The organism is Vibrio sp. 10N.247.310.23, from assembly GCF_041467155.1.
Lineage (GTDB): Bacteria > Pseudomonadota > Gammaproteobacteria > Enterobacterales > Vibrionaceae > Vibrio > Vibrio crassostreae_C.
On the sequence record NZ_JBFSTZ010000024.1, the window covers coordinates 25837 to 46118 of the forward strand.

Below are 20282 nucleotides of genomic sequence, written 5' to 3' on the forward strand. Positions count from 1 at the left end.
TTTTAGTCATTTTCTAGAATAATTTCAACTGGTTGCCGTACAAATAGAGCATTTAATTGGCATCTCACTCATCTTGCTATTGGGTTTGTGACAAACCTAACGGACTGATTTTATTTTGTTTTCTCTTATGAAATATAAACTTAGGTGCCTATAAAGCCTAAGGTGCGGGTAGATCTCAGAAGAAAACGAGCCCGATACAAATAAAAAAGACCACTGCAGTGAAATAACAACAGTGGTCTTAGAGCGGTTTATGTAGTTTAGGCTAATCTAAATAGCAATAACTCAAATAACGATAACCCAAACAATGATAATTTAAACAGCCGTGCTTTAAATCACGAAAAGTAGGACTACGAAGCTTTATCAATTTTTGGCTTTGGGTCGGCTTCTACTTCTTCCTCGCTACTTTCTGAGAAGATATCAGCAACAGCGCTTCTCTCGAGTTCACCTTTTAGATTACCGTCTTCATCAACAACTGGAAGAGAGTAGTCACAAGACATAGTGTCCGGTAGCACTTCTTCAATCACCGCATCTGGTAAGATGGCAGGGACTTCTTCGTATATCTCATCACTAAAATCATGTACCGATGAATCTTCAACGGCGTCTTGTAGACTTTCTTGTGTGACTAGGCCTTGATAGCCGTCATCTGTTACGTGATAAGCGTAATCGTTTTTAAGCATCTTCATTTGTGCCAAAGCACCTTCAATTGTTTCTGATGTGATTCGATACAGAGGAGGCTGCATAACGGTTTCAACGGTCAGTGCACGAGCACGGTTTACGTCTTTCACGAACGCTTCCACGTAATCATCGGCTGGATTTAGCAGAATCTCATGTGGTGTGCCTTGTTGTACTAACTCGCCGTCTTTCAAAATTGCGATTCTATCGCCTAGGCGGAGTGCTTCGTCCAGATCATGTGTGATGAAAACAATCGTCTTATGAAGCTTCTCTTGAAGTTCAATAAGCTGGTCTTGCATTTCACTTCGAATCAAAGGGTCGAGTGCCGAAAAGGCTTCATCCATTAACAAGATTTCAGCGTTAGTACACAGAGCGCGCGAAAGGCCAACACGTTGTTGCTGACCACCTGAAAGTTGCGCAGGGTATTGCTTGCCGTAACCTTTCAAGCCCACGGTTTCTAACCATTCGTTGGCTTTTGCTAAACGGTCTTCTTTTTTGATGCCTTGTACTTCCAACCCGTACGCAACGTTTTCAACCACAGTGCGATGAGGCATTAAGCCAAAGCGTTGGAATACCATCGACATTTTATGACGACGGAACTCTTCTAGCTGTTTAGTGTTGAGGCTCATCACATCAATGCCTTCAACCATGATTTTACCTTGAGTCGGGTCAATCAAACGGTTGAAGTGGCGGATCAGCGTCGATTTACCCGAGCCAGAAAGCCCCATGATAACGAAGATTTCACCACGGTTAATCTCAAGGTTGATCTCTTTTAAACCAACGGTATGACCCGTATCCGCAAGAATCTGATCTTTGTGTTCGCCGTTTTGAACTCGGTTCATAACAGACATTGGTTTCGGTCCAAACACCTTGTACAGACCACTAATTTCAATCAATGGTTTAGTCATGCTTGAATCCTCCTAAATGCGCATTAGTTCTTCTTGCGTACGCCTGAGAAGCGCGGTCAAAAAGGATTGCGAGGGCAACGATGGCGAAACCATTCATCAAGCCTAATGTGAAGTACTGGTTAGTAATCGATTTGAGAACCGGTTGTCCTAGGCCTTTCACACCAATCATGGATGCGATAACAACCATAGACAGTGCCATCATGATGGTTTGGTTAATACCCGCCATGATCGTTGGCATTGCTAGAGGAAGTTGAACACCCCATAAGCGTTGCTTTTTGCTCGCACCGAAAGCGGTAGCGGCTTCAAGGACTTCTTTATCAACTAAGCGTATGCCTAGGTTAGTTAGACGAATTACAGGTGGGATCGCGTAGATAACCACGGCGATTAGCCCTGGAATCTTACCGATGCCCAGTAGCATTACCACTGGAATCAAATAAACGAACGCAGGCATGGTTTGCATGATATCGAGCATCGGCGTAACAATTGACTGAGCTCGATTTGAACGAGCCATCGCAATACCAATCGGAATGCCCAAGAATATTGAAACCAAGGTACATACAGTGATGATACTGAGCGTCCGCATGGTGTCTTCCCACATTCCAAAGTAACCAATGAGAAGTAGAGAAGCAACACAGCCTAGAGCCAGTTTCCAAGAACGGCTTGCTGCGTAGACAAGGCTGGTACACACAGCCAGGACTATAATCCAAGGTGTTGAGATAAGGAGTTTTTCAAACCAAACGAGGAATGAAAGAAGAGGGTCAAAGAGAGATTCAATCATTTCGCCGTATTCACGGGAAAATTCACGGTATGCGCCATCTAGCGTCTTTTTTATGGTTCGTAAATCACCGCGTTCCATCTCTGGAAAGCTTGATAACCAATTGCTGTCAGCCATTTTATATCCTTATAGTTCGGAGCCACTTGTCCATGCGATAAGAAAATCGCTAATGAAAAGGGCTCCGAATCATGAATAACATCAAGTATAGCGACGTTATTTCTGTTTTATTGTTGAAGCGTAATTACTTGTTATTAAATCAAGCTCTTACAGCTCTGCTTCAACTTTCTTAGCCACTTCTTCAGAAACCCATGGGTGCCATACTTCTGGGAATTCACTTAAGAAATGCAGACTCGCTTCTTCGCCATCAGCTTGGTTGTCTTCCATCCAAGCAAGTAGCGAGTTCATTTTGTCGTTCGTGAAACCACGTTTAGTAAAGTAGTCGTATGCTTCAGGAGCACGTGACGCAAAACTTTCAGTGGTAATCGTGTGAACAGGTGAAGGCGGGTACATGGTCGCTTTTGGCGATTCACAATCTTCTTTAGTGGTACAGTTAAGGAACTCTTCCTCATTAACGCCACTGCCAAAGTCGACTTTAACCATGTCGTATTTACCTAGCACAGCCGTCGGTGCCCAGTAGTAACCAAACCAAGCTTCTTCACGTTCATAAGCTTTTGCGATAGAGCCAGATAAGCCGGCACTCGAGCCTGGATCAACAATCGTGAAACCGCTGTTTTCTAGCTCAAGAGCATTAAACAGGTTTCCGGCGCTGATCTGACAGTTCCAGCCTGCAGGGCAGCTGTAGAATGCAGATGTATCTGGGTCTTCAGGGTGTTTGAATAAGCTTGCGTTTTTGCGTACGCCTTCGATGGTTGCCATTTCAGGGTACTGTTTTACTAGGTAAGCTGGAACCCAAAAGCCTTCTTCGCCGCCGTTCACAAGTGCTTTACCTGCGTAGCGAAGACGTTTTTCTTCAACACCTTTATCTAATGCGTCTTTTAAGCTGTTGCTCCAAAGTTCAGGTGCAACATCAGGCTGGCCTTTTTCGATCATAGACGTGCCTGTTGGCATAGTGTCGCCAGGGATAAGTTCAGCATCACACCCATAACCATGTTCAAGGATGAATTGGTCGATATTGGCGATCAGTGTTGCAGAGTTCCAGTTCATATCTGCGATTGTTACGCTGCCACATTCTCCAGCGTTAGCATTACCGCTGGCTGCTGCTACTAACAAAAATACGGAGCTTAACTTGTATTTCATATTGAGTTTCCTTTCTCTTTAATAATACAACTAAGGTAACCAAGGTAAATTGATTATCTAAATTGCTCGATGGTGATCCTTTCCGTGTATTTGAACCATTTGAGCAGAAGGAGGGATGGGTGAAGTTTGAATAGATAAACGTGCAAAGTCAGTGAAGTGTGATTTGCCAATTCATCCACTGTGTTTCAACAGCCATCGGATAACTTTGTCAAACTATTACAAATTCGTCAAAAACCACCTCTATTTATAATCTTAGGGAATAATCGTACGAATTCCATCTTTGATGCGATTTACATGGCACTTTAACCGTCTGTGTCACATTACCGCTAAAGTTAGGCGTGGGGCTGTTGATTTTTGAAGGAATTTAAAGGGGGTAAGACCATGATTGATGTGTGTGAAATGCGTTGAATGGTTTTTAAAATCTTATTTTTAAGAATAACTTCGCCAAAAATACCCAATTTGGTTTTGAGTTATTCAGAGCTTTTGGAGCTTGAAGTCTAATAGGATAGGTGGCTGTCATGGTTTAATGACAGCCAGAAAGTAGCAAAAGAAAGTTACATCGGAAGGTTCAAAAACTCATTTTGATACAGCTTGTTTGCCAAGCTATCGCGAAGCTTAGCGGGGATGAATTTCATTCGATTGATTTGTCTGACCATCTCTTGTGCAAAGCTAGGCTTTTGTTTCATGTTCATCACGCAGCCCATTAGGTTGATACTTTGTGCATCAAGCAGCTTTTTCGCTTGTTCTAGGTGGTGACTCGACGTTTCACCATAGGCGACAACCATCAATGTGCTGTCACAAGCACTCGCCACAGACTGAGCCGGAATGTTGCCTTTGTTTATGTTGAGAAGCGGTGAGGTATCAATGATGACTCTGTCGTATTTCTCTAACCATTTGTTGACCACGTTTTGTAACGTTGTCGGATCTTTATAAGCCAATTGCGTTGAAGCAACTTGTGGAGCAGGTACACCGATAAACGTACGCTGAGATTCAACATGTTCAATCAATTGACCTTGCTGATTATCTTCTAGCATATTCAAATCTTTGAAAGCAGGGTTGAATAAGTTGAGATCAACATAAAGTGTTGAATGACCCGCAAGAAGAAAACGCTCGGCTAATGCGGTTGCAATAGATGTTACGCCGTCACCTGAATGGCAGGCGGTGACGCATATTGATTTTTGGCCGTTAAGTTCAGAAGCTAAATACAGTTGCTCGACTTCGGCATGGGTCGCTGAAATTGTCATTATAAAGCTCCTATTAATACGATGGTGGTGGTGATACGCAGTATGTCATCAAGTCCGACGCGTGCTTTTTCAATAAAGCTTTCGCGACGGTCTGGGATGTAAATCGTGTCACCAGCGCGTAGCACCGGCAAGTTGTAAATGTTCGCCGTTTTGCTGAATTCAACAAGGTCAAAAGTACGAGCCTGACCTTGGCAGCAAGACATATTGACGATGGTAATTTTTTCTACATAAGCATTGTCGGTAGGTCCTGCTGCTTCTGCCAGAATATCTAGAATGGTCATGTTGTCGTTGAACACATAACGCCCCGGATTGTTAATCGCACCAAGCACACGAACGGTTTCTTCTTTCGGTGTATCTAACCAGTTTTTGCCTTTCTCTGGGATGTAAATCGTGTCGCCAGTGGTTACGTTTGGCAGTAACGATTCGTCACCGGTTTCGAAGTACAGTGATAAGTTAAGTTTGCTTACTTGCGAATAGGTTTTGTCACGATGCGTTACTCGAACGTTGTGGATGTCGGCATCCTTTGTTGGACCGTCAGCCGCAGACAAGATATCAAGGAAGTGCATGTCTTTGGTGAAGCGGTAACGACCAGGCGCATTCACTTGTCCAAAAATGTAGATCGAAGCATCAGAGCTTTGACGAACCCATTGTGATTTATTGTCTGAAGGGTCTTGTGGCAAGTCGTGAACACGCACGATAGAGCCCGCTCGAATTTGTGGCATTTGGTCACGTGGCGCACCATTTCGAATAAAATCATCAAGGTTAAACACAACTAGCTTTCTACCTGTAACAACCTCGATTTTCGATGTGTCAGCGCGTAGCGTAGGGCCACCGACGTGTGCCAATAATCCCATGAAGTTCATTTCATCTGACCATTCAATACGACCAGGTCGATTCACCTCACCAATCACGTTAACTGCTCTGTCTGGCGTGATTTTCAACCAAGACTTCTCGTTCATGTCGGTTTTCTCAGGAACGAAAATCGCGTCACCAGCTTTGATGCTAGGAGGGTTAGAGTTAGGTAAGCCTTCAGTGTAAGCCGCTAAATCGAATTTAAGCACTCTGCCATCTGCTTTGATGACACGGATTTGTCGTGACTCTGCAAATCGAGTTGGGCCGCCCGCATTCGCCAAGATATCCATAAAGGTCGCGTCTCTTTTGCCTTCAAAAGCACCAGGTGCTGCGACTTCGCCCATTACGTAAACCATGTTGGCGCCGGATTTGATCTCTTCTTCTTGCTTGGGAACGAAAATGGTCGCACCCGGGCGTAAAATTGGAAGCAGACTTTCGTCACCAGAATCTAAGTAACGTTTTAGGTTGAATAGCGTTGGGGTGTTGTTCGAAATCACTCGGATTTGCTCAACACTGGCATAACGAGTTACACCGCCCGAACGCATAAGTACGTCGACAAGGTCGGTGTTCTCTTTGTAAGTGAACGAACCCGGCGCGTTCACCTCACCAAACACTTTGATGGAGTTACGAGAATCAGCACTGTCACCTGAGTTAGCAAGCTTTGCTGCGTCAAACTCTTGCTCGATGTTACCGACTAATGGAGAAGCTGGAACGAATAGTGAATCCAGTGATTGAAGAGTAGGTAATGCTGACTCGTCTCCTGAATCAAGGAATCGTTTGTAGTTAAACTCTTTCTTGTCTGCGCCTCGCTTAAGAATCAGCTTATCCAGTTGCGCGCCCGGGCGTAAACCACCCGCAGCGTAAAGTGCCATTTGGATGCTAGAACCTAATGCGAGAGTGTATTCACCAGGCTGTTCTACATAACCTTGTACGTAGATGATGATTTGCTGCTCTTTTACATAGACTGAAGCGTTCGAAAGATCTTTATAGGCGTTTGCCAGCGACTCTAGAACCACTTTGTTAAGCTGCTCACTGTCGTAACCTGCAACAAACACAGCGCCTACTTCAGGAAGGGTAATACGGCCACGCTTATCCACTTGGAACCCCGTGTTTAAGGTACTTTCACCGGGTACGTTAACTTGGATAAGGTCACCGACTTGAACCGCGTCTGAAAACTCATCGTTAGCATTGACGACATTCGCAAAGCATAACGATAGGGTGATGATAAAAGCGATCAATAATTTCATAATCCACCTCCCATTTTCTCGGCATTCTTAGGCGAGACAATTTCAATACTTACTCGGCGGTTCGTTAAACGCGTGCCGTCGGATTCACCTTCAAAAAGAGGGACGGTTTCGCCAACAGAGACGGCTTTGATTCGTTGAGCGCCTAGTCCAAAAATAGTCAGGTAGCGTTCGACTTGTTTCGCTCGTCCAAGTGCTAACTTGTCGTTGTATTCTTCGGCACCCGTTGCATCAGCATGGCCGGTAACAACAAGGTCTAGGGATTTGTGTTCTTTAAGTAAAGTGGTCGCCTCGGCCAGTCTTCCCATATATTTAGGATTTACTTCAGTCGAGTTTTCCGCAAATTGGTTGTCAACATTAAGCAGGTCATACAACTGTTCAATAACCGACAGTTGCATTCTAAATTGATTTTCATTTTTTGGTGGCTCACAGCGGGCTTGTGAAGTTACGTAATCCAGTTGGACCTCAAGTTCATTTAGGCGTTTTCTTTGGATCACTAAGTCGTTGGCTGCATCCAGTAGTAGACCGCCTTGAAGTTCACGAGCAATACGGTTTTGCTTTTCGATTGCTTGAACAACAGCAGCGGGGAAACACCAACGAGCACCTTCTTGGATCAAAGCATCAAGGTGCAATTTAGCGAGCTGCCAATCAAAGCGTAATCCATGTTCTGGACCAAGAGGCTCGTCTGGCATGACAGGAGAGAAGTCTGAGTTTTGATAGTTAATAGTATCGTAACTTTCAGCCACCCCCCCTGTGCCTTGTTCAGGATAGCTAGTGCAGCCACCCAGAACGAGAGCGGACAGAGAAAGGGCTATGTAGTTTTTCAGTGTTTTCATGCCAACGTCCTATGTTTCTAATTTTTCTTATTATTTTTTGTTACTTCTAGCTTAGTGGGTCTTCATGAATTTGCAGGATTTTTTGAATTTACTGGGATAGCGTGGCCAATACGCAGCAAGCTCATAATTTCAAGCGGTTGCCCCGTCACATTTTCAAGTCGCATATTGCGCTCGCGTTCAGTCAGACGTTTGAACATATAAACAATTGCGCCAACCCCAGATGAATCTAAAAACTCAACTTGGCTAAAATCAACTTCGATTTCAGGGTGGCCATCGTTAGAAATCACATCATCGATGTCGGTTTGTGCATCACGACTGCCTGCTGCATCCAGATCACCGAAAATAGAAAGTATCAGTGTCGTTGTGTTTAAATCAATCTTACGTAGTTCCATAGCGATATCTCCTTTTAAGTATGTATGGACAACTGCACTGAATGTGCCAACTTTTATGTTGTTATTTTTCAATAAGTTATGTTTAGTACGAATTCCTATCTCAAATTGAGAAAAGACGTTTCTCAATATGAGAACTAAAAACGGCGGAATATATGAGAGTTATAGGTCATTAATTTAATGAATAAATGAAAAGGTTAGATAAGGTTGATGAGTGGATCGCATCTTCTAGCAAAGGTTGTCTACCTACGTGTCAGAACGCTTAGGATTAAAGGCGTTTGTTGACCACTACAGATATCAATACGGAGCAGATGATGAGATTAACTAAATTGGCGATAGCAACTCTATGGGCGTGTTCGCTCTCTTCTCATTCATCCTATTTACCTCCCGACCATTTGGTACTGGCCAATACATACCAACAAGGCATTGATGTTTCTGAATACTGGAAGAGTGAAAAGCTTGATGGAATTCGGGCTCTTTGGGACGGACAACATCTTTATACACGCAATGGTAATCGCATTTACTCACCCAAGTGGTTTACTGAAAACTTGCCTAAGGTCCATCTCGAAGGAGAGTTGTGGGCAGGAAGGGGCAAGTTCCACCTTGTTCAATCTACCGTTCTCGACCATACGCCGAGTGACACAGCATGGCGCCAAATCGATTTCATGCTGTTTGATATGCCAGGCGCCGCAGGAGATTATCAAAAGCGCTATTACAACATTTTGCATTGGGTAAGCGTGATTGGAGAATCTCATGTCAGCTACATAGAACATGTACCAATTCACAGTGAAGAGGCTTTGTTTCATCAACTTGATAATGTCGATGAGCGTAATGGCGAAGGTTTGATGCTTAGAAAAATCACCAGTCGTTATCAAGCAGGCCGAAGTAATGATTTGTTAAAACTGAAAAGGCATCATGATGCCGAAGCCACAGTTATTGGCTACAAGGGTGGGACAGGGAAGTATAAAGGGATGATGGGTTCAATCTTGGTTCACACAGAAGAGGGTGTGGAATTTTATATAGGCAGCGGGTTCAGTGACCAAATGAGACTCGCACCGCCAGAGATCGGCAGCCGTATTACCTTTCGTTACAATGGTTTTACTCAAAACGGAAAACCCAAGTTTGCGCGCTTTGTTCGAGAGAAGAGTGAATATTAAGGCAGATACGATCTACCTGACCATTAAACGAAAAAGAGCCCTGAAAATCAGAGCTCTTTTTTTTATTCGAAATCAGATAGACCGACTTAGCGAGTACGAATCTAGCGAGAACTAAATTCTAACTGAACGTCATCGTCCTGCTTGTGCATCCAGTGTAGACGCATACCTAGCATAATCGCTGCTGATGTTAGACCGACAATGAAACCAATCCAGAAGCCGTGCGCGCCCATAGGTTCAACAATCCAATCTTTCATTCCTAAGATGTAGCCGATAGGAAGGCCAAGCAACCAGTAAGCAACGAAGGTAATGTTGAAGATTGAACGCATGTCTTTGTAGCCACGCAGAGCACCTGCAGCGATAACTTGGATGGCATCAGTACATTGATAAACCGCCGCGAACAACAGCAACTGCATTGCAACGGTAATTACCGCAGTGTTCTCTGTGTAAAGTAATGCAACCTGTTCTCTGAACAGGACAGTTAACGCCGCTGTCATTAAGGCTGTCACTAAACCAACAATGATACCTACGTGTGTCGCGATCTTAGCGCCTTCGGTGTTGTTTTCGCCCAACTTATGCCCAACACGAATACTCACGGCTGCACCGATACTCATTGGAATCATGAAGACCAGCGAAGAGAAGTTGATCGCGACTTGGTGCGCGGCAACAATCAACGAACCCAATGGTGCAACTAACAGAGAAACCACCGCAAACAGAGTTACCTCGAAGAAGATAGCGGCCGCCACAGGGAAACCAAGTCTAAACAGACGAATTTGAGCTTTAAGTTTCGGTTTATGGAACGTACCGAAGATGTTGATTTTCGCCAAACGCTTTGATGTTAAAACGTAAGCGAACAGTAGTGCAAACATCACCCAATATACGATAGCCGTTGCAACGCCACAGCCAACACCACCCAGAGCAGGAGCACCAAGTTTTCCGTATACGAACATCCAGTTCAGCGGGATGTTTAATAGCAAGCCAATAAAACCAATCACCATCGCAGGCTTGGTTAAAGACATACCATCGGTAAAGCTTCGCAATGTTTGGAACAACAAAAACGCAGGTACAGCAAACATCACCGCATTCATATAGCCGATGGTCTTTTCCGCCATGAGTTGTTCAATGTCCATCCACTCCAATATCAATTGTGTTTGAAAAAGCACACCAATGATTGGAAGGGAGATGACGAGCGCTAAAAATGCGCCTTGTTGAATTTCGAATGGAATTTTTACTTGTCGACCAGAACCATTCAGTTGTGCAACGACAGGAACCAACGCCATCAATAGACCAACACCAAATAGGATTGATGGTAGCCAGATACTTGCTGCAATCGAAACCGCCGCCATATCGATAGCACTTACGCCACCGGCCATTACGGTATCAACAAACCCCATTCCAGTTTGTGCAACGGATGCGATCAATACTGGGGTCGCAAGCTTAATTAGATTCGAGGATTCTTCTTTGTAACGATGCACAAACAACTCCAAATAAGAGGGAAAATTAGAATAATAGTGTAGGAAAGGACATTCTGAAGGAATCAGAGACAATGATCTTAAGCTTCCACTGGACGAATCATAAAGAAATGTCACAATAACTGCTATGAAAAACTGTTATTAGGGCGTGTTGATCTTTCGAGCTGATTTTTGCAGCGAGTTGCTGGGCCTTTATACAAGGCAGAGGCTTTGATGTGTAGCTAGCCTACATGAGAAGCCGATAACGTAGTAAAAATGACCAGCAAACGCTGCCCGAAGGGTTCGAGCTGGGCGCCCCCGCAAAAAGCGTTTTACTCTTTGTTGAGGGAGATTTGCTTAGGATGCTAGGCTACTTCCCCCTCGCCGCGATTAAAACGTTTTTGACTAGGCGTCCCCATCCGAACAAAATTTAACCGCGAAAGGTCAACACGCCCTAGAATACTAAATAGGAATCTTATGTTTACAGGTATCGTTCAAGGCATGGCAACACTGGTTGCTATCAACAAAAAAGAGTCGTTTCAAAGTCATACCATTGAGCTAAGCGATGAAATGGTTGAAGGATTAGCCATTGGTGCTTCAGTAGCTCATAACGGTTGTTGCTTAACGGTAACGGAAATTTCAGGTAACCAGATTGCTTTTGATTTAATGCAAGCGACATTGCGATTGACGAACTTAGGCCAACTGAATGTTGGTGACAAAGTGAATGTTGAGCGTGCAGCAAAGTTTGGTGACGAAATTGGCGGGCATAGCATGTCTGGCCACATTACTCTGATGGCTAACCTAGTCGATGTGATTAAAACAGAAAACAACCGTACGCTTTGGTTTGAGCTGCCTCAAGAATCAATGAAGTATGTGCTGAGTAAGGGTTACATCGGCGTTGATGGTTGTTCATTGACGATTGGTGAAGTGGAAGAGAACCGTTTCTCTGTTCACCTGATCCCAGAAACACTGAATCGTACTCTGTTTGGCGGCCGTGAAGTAGGCGACCAAGTAAACATTGAGTTTGATCCTCAAACACAAGCGATTGTTGATACTGTCGAGCGTGTATTAGCGAACCAGAAATAGCCACTAAGCGCATTTAATCGGTGGCAATAAAATCACACCGATGACCAAATTAAAAAAGAGCACGTGAGGTGCTCTTTTTTGATCATGGTTTAAACGAGAAACTGATTGTCAGAATACTTGTTCATCATCGGCATCAATCGAAAGGTTGATTCTGTCTCTTACTTCGTCAACCTGCATATCCAAATGAATGGCATTGCAACACGCTGGACAATCATCATAGAAGTCTTGGCTACCATTAGATGCATCAAGCGTGATGTTAATACCGTGCCCACAATGCGGACAGGAGACATGTTTCTCTGTGTATTTATGCATGGCAAATTCTCCTCACAGTAACTGATACCAATCGTATTCGGTTATAAACAGCTGTAATTGGTATTAAACGGCCTGTATCTTCTGAATGCATGCTTCAGTGTGTGCTAAATATTCGCCGCCAAATTGATTGCAGTGGTTAAGAAGATGGTACAAGTTGTAAATGTCTTTCCGATCAGTATAGCCAACGTCGAGTGGATTGACGCTCTGGTAACCTTCATAAAACTCTTTAGGGAAACCTTCAAACAATTCCGTTAATGCCAAATCGCATTCATGGTCCCCCCAGTAACAAGCCGGGTCGTAACAGATTGGCCCAAAGGCTGAATTTGCTACATTGCCATTCCAAAGATCCCCATGAAGCAAAGAAGGGCGAGGGTTGTGGCCAGCAAGACGCATATTCACCACATCAACGATGTCATCGATATCACCAAACTCGATGCCTTTCTCTTTGAGCAGTTGCAGTTGGAAACCAATGCGTTGCTCAGAGAAAAAGCGACCCCATTTCTTATGCCAAGGGTTGGGTTGAAGTGTGCTGCCGATATAGTTGTCTTGGTCGCAACCAAACTCTTTTTGCTCGCCCCATTGATGAAGCCGCGCAAGCTGAACGCCGAAATCGAAGCTATTGTTGCCCGTCTCGAGCGGTTTGGTCGGCAAGTAATTCAGAATAATGAACGAGCACTCTTTGGTTTTGCCAATAAGCACCAACTCAGGAACGTAAACAGTGGAGGTTTCTCTTAACAAGCGTAAGTTCTCAGCTTCAATTTCAAACTTAGGTAAAAATTCTCGCTGATTCACTTTCACAAAGTAACGCTCATTACCATCGCTGATCATATAGCAATCGTTAATGTCGCCACCAGAAACCTTGGTACGTTCAGTAATCTGAAAGTTAAATAGAAGAGTATCTGAAAGTTGTTGAGAAATGGCCTGCCACATAGGAAATCCTCAAAGACTGAAAGTTAAAAAGATTGAAGGTTAGAAATACTGTTTGTTTAATAGCAATAGTTTAGGATAAATCTGAACAATTTATAGACGCACTCGTCAATGTTCTTAGCTCTTCTTCATCTTACGTAGAATCAATTGGCCGAATTGTGAACTCGAACTGATTCAAGCTCTTTGAAATACAAACATAAATTGAAAACCTGACGTGATGAAATAGTTTGGAACTGGTCTCACAATCGAAACGGTTTTGAACGCCACAAACTGGAAAAGAGGTTTGAGCTTGTTATTGTCTAGCGACTAAATCAAATGAGCTTTTAGAGTAAGTTGAAAGGGCTATTGTTAACTGGCGCAATACTTTGCTTCAAAGTTTGTCTTACACTTCTTTAGCGTGAATTTACTTATGTCGTAAGTAGGCAGGTATACCACATAAAGCTATATCGATTTAATTTTAAGCTGAAATACTAACTAGGATCATTTAAATGTGGTTTTGGGCAATAAAGTGATGACAAATAGCTTCATTTACATAGTATTAGGCAAGTACGTATTAATCTGCTCTAGAGCTTAAAACGGAGAATTATTGTGGTTGTAGAAACCGATGGCTATTTGGCTTTAATCGAGCACCTATCATTCAACCTTGATGTGTTTACCAATAGTAATGGTGATACTGGAAACGAAAGTGTCGAAGACATTGTTACCGACATGATTTCAACAAACATCATGGCTATTTTCGAGCAAAACCCAGAGTTGCATTCGAGCGTTCGTTTTCAACTTTTGAAAGAAGCAGATGCCGTAGTAGCGGATCTTGGTGAAGTATTAGCGGGTGTGTGGGCTAAGAAAGCGACTAACGAACAAATTGTATTCCTCGATGAGTACATCGCGTTAGTGAAGAACCTGTTTGATACTGCTGTTGCTAAATACGATTAACGGTTTGTTTGCTCATTTATCGTCGTAATTAATCAGCATAATAACAACGGGCGTTTAAGTCGTATCTTTCTAGAGTTACCTCGCTCAGCGGTTTATCTTTCGAACCGCTATAAACGCCTAAAGTGCCAAAACTTGGATGCCCAGTAAGGGTTATCTAACCTAGAAATAATGACACCTTTCGATGTCGAGGCATGTAGAAATTGGTTGTTTCCTAAATAAACGCCTACATGTCGCACCGTCATCGAAGTCTTGAAAAACACCAAGTCACCGCTTGTTGCCTGCCCATACGCAATTTCTTTTCCCTTTTTACTCTGGTCTTTTGTGGTTCTTGGTAGAGCTTGTTGAGTCGCATTTTGCACGGCGATTTGAACAAAAGCAGAGCAATCTATACCTCGAAATGAGGTCCCACCGAAATGGTATGGCACGTCTTTCCACTGTTCGTACACGCTCATATAAGCGTTTGTAGTCAATTGTTCTGACTTTGATAGGGGTTTCTGTGCGGTTTGACTAAGCTGAGAAGGCGAAGGTGACGAGCTACAAGCAGCCAATGTTGCTAAAGTTATTGTAACTACAGCCATTTTTCTGATTTTCATATGTAACTCTTCTGACAAAAAACTGAAATAAAAACGTCATCAAGGACTTCTAGTATACGACCTAACTTAAGGATATCTCTTTTCGTAGTCAAACTGGATTTCACATGCCCGACACAAATTTATCAATAAAACCCTCACGTTATACATTCTCGCTCATTCAAACCGTCACTGCTGTATTTATTTCCATTCTTTTACTTGTTACTTTTTTATCAATGGTTAGCATTCGGGGCGTTGAACGGGTCGGGGGACATTTTGATGCACTCTCGGAACAAGCATTACCCCTTGCTCTACATAACGCCGAATTAACGCAAAGCGTATTAGAACAAGTAAAACTTCTCACTTACAGCACCCAATCAACCGACTTAGATACACTGAATGCCACAAGGGGCTCAATTGACCAACTCGCGGCAGAGAGCAATACCACGCTAGAGGAACTTCTTTTTATTTCCCAATCTTTTCCTGATGCGATCTCTTTAGAGCAACAACAAATCCTTGTCGATGACATGGCGCAACTGCAAGCTATGACCAACACGGTACTGCTGGCGCAGATTGAGATTCAAAGTAAGCAAAATCTGATCGACAGTAAAATGGGCGAGTTCCGTTATGGCGTTGGATCTATCGGACCAGAAATGAATCGAATCAGCTCATTCTTGGTTGAAGACAACCCAGAAGCGAGCGATGCAGCGAACCGATTTACATCCAGCGCGTCTGCTATGGCGAACACCTTCTTGATGCTGATGATGCAATCTGACATTGATAAAGCACAAGACGAATACCGTCAATTGAGAAACCGAATCGCAGGTCTGAACTTGGCTTACAGCGACTTTGCCGATTGGCACCCAGATATCGCTGAGTTCGCGAGCTTGACGGCGCCTTACGAGATGGTGAAAGAAGGCTTTACCGAAGAAGGCGTAATCAAACAAATCCTCTTGAAACTCGAACTGGTTCAGCAGCAAGAGCAAAACTTAACGCAAGTCATTAACTTAGCGAACACCGTCATTAGCACATTGAATCAGCTGTCTTCCACCGCTTCCCACCTGATTGATGAAAGTGAACTGGTTGTAAATCAAACCATCACCAATATTGATCGTGTGTTGTTTATCAGCGGGCTAGTGATTGCCGTAATCATTGTGATTTCATGGTTCGTGTTACGCCGTTGGATGAATAAAGGGCTTAAAAACATAACTCAACAGTTGAGTTCACTGGCAGATCATGACTTCTCTAAACAGAGTGAATTACTGGGGCCGCTAGAGCTGCAAGTTATTACTTCAAAACTCAATACGGTCGTTGATTCAACCGCAGATTCGGTTCGTTTAGTAACGCGCAACTGTGAGACGCTTTATCAAACGGCAGAAGTAAGCCACGACGCTGCAGAGCAAACCAATTCGAGCTTGAACGAGCAGAACGAATCACTTCAGAATATGATCACCACCATTACGGAGCTGGAAGCATCGATTGGTGAGATTGCTCGTATCTCTAACGCATCGAACGACGATGCTCAAATAGCAGAAGATGAGTCAGTGAATGGCAGCCAAGTGGTTGGCCTTAACCAACAACGATTACAAGCGCTTGAGCACTCTCTTAGCATTAGTGAAGAGTCGATGGCTGACTTGGATGGTCGAGTGAAACAGATTCGTGAAATGGTCGACATGATCAGTGGTATCGCTGAAAACACCAACTTATTGGCACTGAACGCTGCGATAGAAGCGGCGCGAGCAGGTGAACAAGGTCGAGGTTTTGCGGTAGTTGCAGACGAAGTGCGTAAATTGGCGAGCGGCACATCCCAGCAAACCACCAATATTCGTAGCATGATGAACGAACTAGTAGCGGCAGCCGATCGCTCAGGTGCTTCTGTAACGGAATCGAGAAGTGAGATGGCCAATGCACTGGAAACCAGTGGCGATGTAAGACAAGCCTTCGAGAAAATCGAATTTGCGGTTAGCCAGATCAAAGGGCGTGTTGAGCAAATCATGGTGGCTACCGAAGAACAAGCTCGTGCAACTGTCGATGTTACCCATTCAATCACTCGAGTATCTGAGCAGGGCGAGAATACTAAGCTGCAACTTGAATCTATGATCGAGAGTTCAGAGCAAGTCGGAGAGATAGCAGGGCACCAACAAGCCATGCTTCATAAGTACGCATTGAAGTAAGTGTGTCAACGTCGTCCGGAAGTGGGAATTGCCGCTGAAAGGTGAGAAGCTACGCATATAAAAATGGTGCAATCTCTTATGAGTTTGCGCCATTTTTTATTATTTTCTTGAGGCGTTAGGTCTTGTATTTCGAATGAGGGAAGGAAGCGAATGGTTGGCGTAACATTAAATCTAGCCGTTGCTCTTTACCATCTTGAATCTCGGGAACACCAATATGCACCTTGTCATGACCAAGCTTGGGTTGGGCGCGGTAAGTCTTAAACCAGATGTCCCACACTGATAAAAAGAAGCCAAAGTTTGAGTGCGTTTCCTTAACAATGACCGAGTGATGAACGCGGTGCATGTCTGGTGTCACAATCACTTTTCTCAATCGTTTATCGAACCATAGCGGAAGACGTGCATTGCTATGGTTAAACATCGCGCTCGCATTAAGAACAATTTCAAAGATCACGACAGCAATGACAGGCACACCAAGTGCGATCACCAAACTCACCTTGATGAGCATTGAAAGAATCATCTCAATAGGGTGAAAGCGCGTTCCGGTTGTGACATCGATATCTAGATCCGCATGGTGAACTCGATGTAGCTTCCACAACCAAGGAACACGGTGAAACACCAAGTGCTGTAGGTAAATGGCACAATCCAAGAGCAATACACAGATCAGAATGGTCAATTCTTTCGGAAGTGACAGGGTATTGAACAGACCCCATTGGTTTTCTTGTGCGATAACCGCCGCTTGAAATGCTGCGATAGGAATTATAGTGGCCAATAGAAAGCTGTTCAAAGCGACTAACGCAAAGTTGTTTCCCCAGCGAAACCATTTGCTTTGAGTCAGTGCTTTACGTGGAAAACGGTATTCCCAAAGCGCACACAGTCCGAAAACGACAATAAAACAAACAAGGCGAAGCAGTGATGGGTCTTGCATGGGAATTCCTTCTATCATTCTAAGGACACTGTAAGTACAATCGTGCCACTTTTCTAGAGTTATCGTTATTGTCCATGAGAATCCACGCTTTTCACCGTTTATATCAACATCGTTTGTCCATTGCTACCAAACCGTTTAATGCGCGCGGGTGTAAAGTGGTTCGATGTCAGTTCTGTAAAATCAAACAAGACAGCTGTATCTGTGAACATCAACCAGACGTAAATACGAACGTCGCGACCATGTTGATCTTATCGGACAACGAAATACTCAAACCAAGTAATACCGGCCGTTTAATCCTTGATACCGTTAAAGACAGCTATGCCTACCTTTGGCACCGCACTGAACCGAATCAAGAGATGCTTGATGTGCTGAAAGACGATAAATATCAGCCTGTCGTGGTATTTCCTGAAGATTATACTGATGACAAATCGCGCGTGGTTGCTGACCTTGGTGAGATGCGAGATTCGAACAAGACGTTGTTGCTGATTTTCATTGATGGCAGTTGGCGCGAAGCACGACGTATCTTCCGTCGCTCAGAGTATCTGCAAGATTTACCGGTGTTGTCGATTGAGCCGGAATCGGTTTCTCAATACATGATGCGTAAGTCAGACAACGAACAACATCTATCAACGGCCGAAGTAGCGAGCTTAGTTTTGAAACAAGCCGGTGAAGAACAGGGCGCTAAGACTTTACAGCTATGGTTTGAAGCATTTCGTGAAAGCTACATGTTGAGTAAGACGCGTTATAAGTCCGATCCAACCAAACCAAGCCTGAATGCTTTCATAGAGCATACTAAAAGTGAGACGTCACTCTAACCTTTAACCGCTTTGTGCTGACTTGTTGTTCAAACAGATTCGAACACGAGATAAGTTTGTTATCTATCACGGTTTGTAGGGGGAGTGTTATGGATAATGCTTCCTAGTTGTTTAATTTAAAAATTTTATTTGCCCGAATTTAGGGAAAAATTGGAGAGATTTCATGTATTACGGCTTTGATGTTGGCGGCACAAAAATTGAGTTTGGTGCGTTCAATGAAAAACTTGAGCGAGTAGCAACCGAACGCGTACCAACGCCTACTGAAGATTATCAACTGCTACTTGATACGATTGCCGGTTTGGTAAAAAAATACGATAGCGAATTCTCTTGCGAAGGCAAAATTGGCCTTGGTCTTCCAGGCATGGAAGATGCGGACGACGGCACTATGCTTGTTGTTAACGTACCGGCTTCAACAGGTAAGCCATTACGCAAAGACTTAGAAGCGCTGATTGGTCGTAGTGTTAAAATCGAGAACGATGCGAACTGTTTTGCGCTGTCTGAAGCGTGGGATGATGAATTGAAAGATGAACCATCAGTAGCTGGCCTAATTCTAGGTACTGGTTTTGGTGGTGGTTTGGTTTTTGATGGCAAAGTATTTTCAGGACGTAACCACGTTGCTGGCGAGCTCGGCCATATGCGTCTTCCTATTGATGCATGGTTCCACCTTGGCGACAACGCACCGTTACTAGGCTGTGGTTGTGGCAAGAAAGGTTGTTTAGACAGCTACCTATCTGGTCGCGGCTTTGAACTGATTTATGAGCACTACTTCGGTGAGAAAAAGAAAGCGATTGAAATCATCCAAGCGTACAACGAAGGCGAAGCAAAAGCAGCTGAGCACGTTGACCGTTTCATGGAACTATTGGCTATCTGTTTCGCAAACCTATTTACTGCACTTGACCCGCATGTTGTAGCACTAGGTGGTGGACTTTCAAACTTCGAACTTATCTACGAAGAGATGCCAAAGCGTGTTCCTAAATACCTATTGTCTGTAGCGAAATGTCCAAAGATCATCAAAGCGAAGCACGGTGATTCAGGTGGCGTTCGTGGCGCAGCATTCCTTAACATTAAGTAATCATTACTTACCGTTAAGCTAATTAAGGTTAGATAGTTAAAAGCATAAATAAAAATGCCGCAATCTCAAAAGAGGTTGCGGCATTTTTTATTGTTCGGTGTTTCCGTTTCTTTAGCTCTTAACTTCTTAGCTCTCAAGTGCAAACGAAAAGCAAGAAACTACAGAACGAGAAAAAGAAGCCAGAGGGCTTACTTCTTCTTTTTACCAACACCAAGGTTGTCTTTTTGCTTCAACGTAAGCTTAGTAAAGCCAAGCTTGCGGAAATAGTTGTCTTGGTAGTTACGAACCGCTTTAGTATCAGAAATAAACTCAAGCTGTTGCTCAGTTTTTAGGTACTCAGTGATGTCGATACCTTCGGCTGCAGCTACAGCTTCTTGGATCGTGCGGTGTTCTTGTTTCGAAAACAGTAACTCTTTGTCTTCGTCTTTGTAAGTGTACAGAATGGTACGAGCCATGATGCTCTCCAATAGAATTATTACTTTGCGCGCACTCTACATAAAAACCGTACGTGGCTCAAGGTTATGATAAGAAATCTTAAGATTATCGTTCTAACGTTTAGCGTAATTTAAGCTATTTGTCTTTTAGGCAACGAACAGGTTGTCTTTCACGAAACGAAAAGAACAAAAAGCCCCTTAACATCGAAAGCTCGATAGAAGGGGCTTCGTCTATGTCTTAGCAATGAGCTTC

19 protein-coding genes are annotated in these 20282 nt (G+C 43.7%); 6 read left to right on the forward strand and 13 right to left on the reverse strand.

The window, feature by feature from the left end; translation table 11 throughout:
• Positions 1-347: 347 nt before the first annotated feature.
• The 7 genes from AB6D93_RS17460 to AB6D93_RS17490 form a co-directional block, all read right to left on the reverse strand.
• Positions 348-1580 carry a glycine betaine/L-proline ABC transporter ATP-binding protein gene (locus AB6D93_RS17460; RefSeq protein WP_017059590.1) on the reverse strand — a complete coding sequence of 411 codons (1233 nt, stop codon included), beginning with the start codon at positions 1578-1580 and terminating at the stop codon, positions 348-350.
• On the reverse strand, positions 1573-2472 hold the full coding sequence (locus AB6D93_RS17465; protein WP_017059591.1) for a proline/glycine betaine ABC transporter permease: 900 nt from the start codon (positions 2470-2472) through the stop codon (positions 1573-1575). Before AB6D93_RS17465 ends, AB6D93_RS17460 begins: the two co-directional genes overlap by 8 nt.
• 147 nt (positions 2473-2619) lie before the next feature.
• A complete protein-coding gene (locus AB6D93_RS17470; RefSeq protein ID WP_017063893.1) occupies positions 2620-3612 on the reverse strand; it encodes an ABC transporter substrate-binding protein in 993 nt (330 codons plus the stop codon).
• 554 nt (positions 3613-4166) lie between these two features.
• Entirely contained in the window at positions 4167-4856 is a 690-nt protein-coding gene (locus AB6D93_RS17475; protein ID WP_017059593.1) for a tyrosine-protein kinase family protein, read from the reverse strand.
• Positions 4856-6955 (reverse strand): SLBB domain-containing protein, encoded by a 2100-nt coding sequence (locus tag AB6D93_RS17480; RefSeq protein ID WP_102333324.1) that lies wholly within the window; start codon positions 6953-6955, stop codon positions 4856-4858. The genes AB6D93_RS17475 and AB6D93_RS17480 overlap by 1 nt, the downstream gene beginning before the upstream one ends.
• Positions 6952-7788, reverse strand: a complete 837-nt coding sequence (locus AB6D93_RS17485; protein WP_102333325.1) for an OmpA family protein — start codon at positions 7786-7788, stop codon at positions 6952-6954. Before AB6D93_RS17485 ends, AB6D93_RS17480 begins: the two co-directional genes overlap by 4 nt.
• Positions 7789-7850: 62 nt before the next feature.
• Positions 7851-8180, reverse strand: a complete 330-nt coding sequence (locus AB6D93_RS17490) for an STAS domain-containing protein (protein ID WP_102333326.1) — start codon at positions 8178-8180, stop codon at positions 7851-7853.
• A 311-nt stretch (positions 8181-8491) separates the two neighbouring features.
• Between AB6D93_RS17490 and AB6D93_RS17495 the strand changes: the two genes are divergently transcribed.
• Complete coding sequence (locus AB6D93_RS17495) at positions 8492-9334, forward strand: DNA ligase (RefSeq protein ID WP_065584423.1); 843 nt, start codon at positions 8492-8494, stop codon at positions 9332-9334.
• Between the two features lie 101 nt (positions 9335-9435).
• On the opposite strand, the gene AB6D93_RS17500 is transcribed toward AB6D93_RS17495, so the two are convergent.
• Entirely contained in the window at positions 9436-10806 is a 1371-nt protein-coding gene (locus tag AB6D93_RS17500) for an MATE family efflux transporter (RefSeq protein ID WP_102333327.1), read from the reverse strand.
• Positions 10807-11259: 453 nt separating this feature from the next.
• Between AB6D93_RS17500 and AB6D93_RS17505 the strand changes: the two genes are divergently transcribed.
• Entirely contained in the window at positions 11260-11868 is a 609-nt protein-coding gene (locus tag AB6D93_RS17505; protein WP_102333328.1) for a riboflavin synthase subunit alpha, read from the forward strand.
• Between the two features lie 108 nt (positions 11869-11976).
• Here the strand turns inward: AB6D93_RS17505 and AB6D93_RS17510 are convergent, their stop codons facing one another.
• Both AB6D93_RS17510 and AB6D93_RS17515 read right to left on the reverse strand, forming a co-directional pair.
• Positions 11977-12180 carry a CPXCG motif-containing cysteine-rich protein gene (locus tag AB6D93_RS17510; protein ID WP_017059600.1) on the reverse strand — a complete coding sequence of 68 codons (204 nt, stop codon included), beginning with the start codon at positions 12178-12180 and terminating at the stop codon, positions 11977-11979.
• A gap of 63 nt (positions 12181-12243) precedes the next feature.
• On the reverse strand, positions 12244-13110 hold the full coding sequence (locus tag AB6D93_RS17515; protein ID WP_017059601.1) for a fructosamine kinase family protein: 867 nt from the start codon (positions 13108-13110) through the stop codon (positions 12244-12246).
• A 585-nt stretch (positions 13111-13695) separates the two neighbouring features.
• Here AB6D93_RS17515 and AB6D93_RS17520 point away from each other — a divergent pair.
• A complete protein-coding gene (locus AB6D93_RS17520) occupies positions 13696-14040 on the forward strand; it encodes a DUF3802 family protein (RefSeq protein WP_010440912.1) in 345 nt (114 codons plus the stop codon).
• Between the two features lie 107 nt (positions 14041-14147).
• On the opposite strand, the gene AB6D93_RS17525 is transcribed toward AB6D93_RS17520, so the two are convergent.
• A complete protein-coding gene (locus AB6D93_RS17525) occupies positions 14148-14633 on the reverse strand; it encodes a C40 family peptidase (protein ID WP_102333329.1) in 486 nt (161 codons plus the stop codon).
• Between the two features lie 104 nt (positions 14634-14737).
• Between AB6D93_RS17525 and AB6D93_RS17530 the strand changes: the two genes are divergently transcribed.
• Positions 14738-16783 (forward strand): methyl-accepting chemotaxis protein, encoded by a 2046-nt coding sequence (locus tag AB6D93_RS17530; RefSeq protein WP_102333330.1) that lies wholly within the window; start codon positions 14738-14740, stop codon positions 16781-16783.
• A gap of 115 nt (positions 16784-16898) precedes the next feature.
• On the opposite strand, the gene AB6D93_RS17535 is transcribed toward AB6D93_RS17530, so the two are convergent.
• Complete coding sequence (locus tag AB6D93_RS17535; RefSeq protein ID WP_102333331.1) at positions 16899-17708, reverse strand: sterol desaturase family protein; 810 nt, start codon at positions 17706-17708, stop codon at positions 16899-16901.
• A gap of 68 nt (positions 17709-17776) precedes the next feature.
• Here AB6D93_RS17535 and AB6D93_RS17540 point away from each other — a divergent pair, with 68 nt between their 5' ends.
• The gene (locus AB6D93_RS17540; RefSeq protein ID WP_102333332.1) at positions 17777-18523 is read left to right on the forward strand and encodes a tRNA-uridine aminocarboxypropyltransferase; all 747 of its coding nucleotides are present in this window, start codon (positions 17777-17779) and stop codon (positions 18521-18523) included.
• Between the two features lie 163 nt (positions 18524-18686).
• A complete protein-coding gene (gene nagK / locus AB6D93_RS17545) occupies positions 18687-19595 on the forward strand; it encodes an N-acetylglucosamine kinase (protein WP_004733781.1) in 909 nt (302 codons plus the stop codon).
• A gap of 188 nt (positions 19596-19783) precedes the next feature.
• Here the strand turns inward: nagK and AB6D93_RS17550 are convergent, their stop codons facing one another.
• Positions 19784-20050 carry a DUF2960 family protein gene (locus tag AB6D93_RS17550; protein ID WP_004733780.1) on the reverse strand — a complete coding sequence of 89 codons (267 nt, stop codon included), beginning with the start codon at positions 20048-20050 and terminating at the stop codon, positions 19784-19786.
• Positions 20051-20282: the final 232 nt, after the last annotated feature.

Excerpts from the sequence above, each read along its gene's own strand:
- AB6D93_RS17460 (WP_017059590.1), bottom strand. The coding sequence starts at position 1,580 with ATGACTAAACCATTGATTGAAATTAGTGGTCTGTACAAGGTGTTTGGA.
- AB6D93_RS17465 (WP_017059591.1), bottom strand. The coding sequence starts at position 2,472 with ATGGCTGACAGCAATTGGTTATCAAGCTTTCCAGAGATGGAACGCGGT.
- AB6D93_RS17470 (WP_017063893.1), bottom strand. The coding sequence starts at position 3,612 with ATGAAATACAAGTTAAGCTCCGTATTTTTGTTAGTAGCAGCAGCCAGC.
- AB6D93_RS17475 (WP_017059593.1), bottom strand. The coding sequence starts at position 4,856 with ATGACAATTTCAGCGACCCATGCCGAAGTCGAGCAACTGTATTTAGCT.
- AB6D93_RS17480 (WP_102333324.1), bottom strand. The coding sequence starts at position 6,955 with ATGAAATTATTGATCGCTTTTATCATCACCCTATCGTTATGCTTTGCG.
- AB6D93_RS17485 (WP_102333325.1), bottom strand. The coding sequence starts at position 7,788 with ATGAAAACACTGAAAAACTACATAGCCCTTTCTCTGTCCGCTCTCGTT.
- AB6D93_RS17490 (WP_102333326.1), bottom strand. The coding sequence starts at position 8,180 with ATGGAACTACGTAAGATTGATTTAAACACAACGACACTGATACTTTCT.
- AB6D93_RS17495 (WP_065584423.1), top strand. The coding sequence starts at position 8,492 with ATGAGATTAACTAAATTGGCGATAGCAACTCTATGGGCGTGTTCGCTC.
- AB6D93_RS17505 (WP_102333328.1), top strand. The coding sequence starts at position 11,260 with ATGTTTACAGGTATCGTTCAAGGCATGGCAACACTGGTTGCTATCAAC.
- AB6D93_RS17510 (WP_017059600.1), bottom strand. The coding sequence starts at position 12,180 with ATGCATAAATACACAGAGAAACATGTCTCCTGTCCGCATTGTGGGCAC.
- AB6D93_RS17515 (WP_017059601.1), bottom strand. The coding sequence starts at position 13,110 with ATGTGGCAGGCCATTTCTCAACAACTTTCAGATACTCTTCTATTTAAC.
- AB6D93_RS17525 (WP_102333329.1), bottom strand. The coding sequence starts at position 14,633 with ATGAAAATCAGAAAAATGGCTGTAGTTACAATAACTTTAGCAACATTG.
- AB6D93_RS17530 (WP_102333330.1), top strand. The coding sequence starts at position 14,738 with ATGCCCGACACAAATTTATCAATAAAACCCTCACGTTATACATTCTCG.
- AB6D93_RS17535 (WP_102333331.1), bottom strand. The coding sequence starts at position 17,708 with ATGCAAGACCCATCACTGCTTCGCCTTGTTTGTTTTATTGTCGTTTTC.
- nagK (WP_004733781.1), top strand. The coding sequence starts at position 18,687 with ATGTATTACGGCTTTGATGTTGGCGGCACAAAAATTGAGTTTGGTGCG.
- AB6D93_RS17550 (WP_004733780.1), bottom strand. The coding sequence starts at position 20,050 with ATGGCTCGTACCATTCTGTACACTTACAAAGACGAAGACAAAGAGTTA.